Raw genomic sequence first — 758 nt, 5'->3', positions numbered from 1 at the left:
CAATTTACGCTGGAGCAAATCGAGCACGACCTAGAATCTCCCACTGAAGAACTGCATCAGATGTGCTTGTCTATTGTGGATGAGGTGGTTCGCTGTGAGCAACTACTGACGAAATGTGCGATTCCTGAGTTGATGTGGGAACAGGTCGCGTCTTCGTGGCAACGAAAAGAGCCTTCGCTCTATTCTCGTTTGGATTTTGCGTATAACGAAACATCACCAGCAAAGCTACTCGAACACAATGCCGATACACCGACAAGTTTGTTTGAAACGGGTTTTTGGCAATGGGTGTGGCTGGAAGATGTAGTTAACAAAGGTCGAATTCATCAAGCTGCGGATCAATTCAATATTCTTCAAGACTTTCTGATTGAGCGTTTTGCGAAGATAGCCAAATATCAACCGGGACAAACTCTCCACTTTAGCTGTTGCAAGTACACAGAAGAAGATAAAGCGACGGTACAGTATTTAGAAGACTGCGCGCGCGAGGCGGGGCTAGCGACAGCTTTTGTGCACGTCGAAGATATTGGTGTAACGGAAGACGGAAAATTTGTGGATGTGGACGAACGAGCCATTCGTTGGATGTTCAAACTTTATCCTTGGGAATTCATGTTTGAAGAGGAATACGCGAAATACTTAGCGACTGCAAACGTCAACTGGCTAGAACCCATGTGGAAATCGATTTTGTCCAATAAAGCACTTTTGCCATTGTTGTGGGAACGCTTTCCAAATCATCCTAATCTTTTGCCTGCCTATTTTGCTAA

The 758-nt window shown here is 44.9% G+C and carries 1 protein-coding gene; it reads left to right on the top strand.

The features are described from left to right. A partial coding sequence (locus tag R8N47_RS24805) for a glutathionylspermidine synthase family protein (protein WP_318186052.1) occupies positions 1-758 on the top strand: 758 nt, incomplete at both ends.

The organism is Vibrio sp. 2132-1, assembly GCF_033344315.1.
Note: the sequence above shows the minus strand (reverse complement) of the source record. Positions and strands in the feature narration are given on the sequence as shown.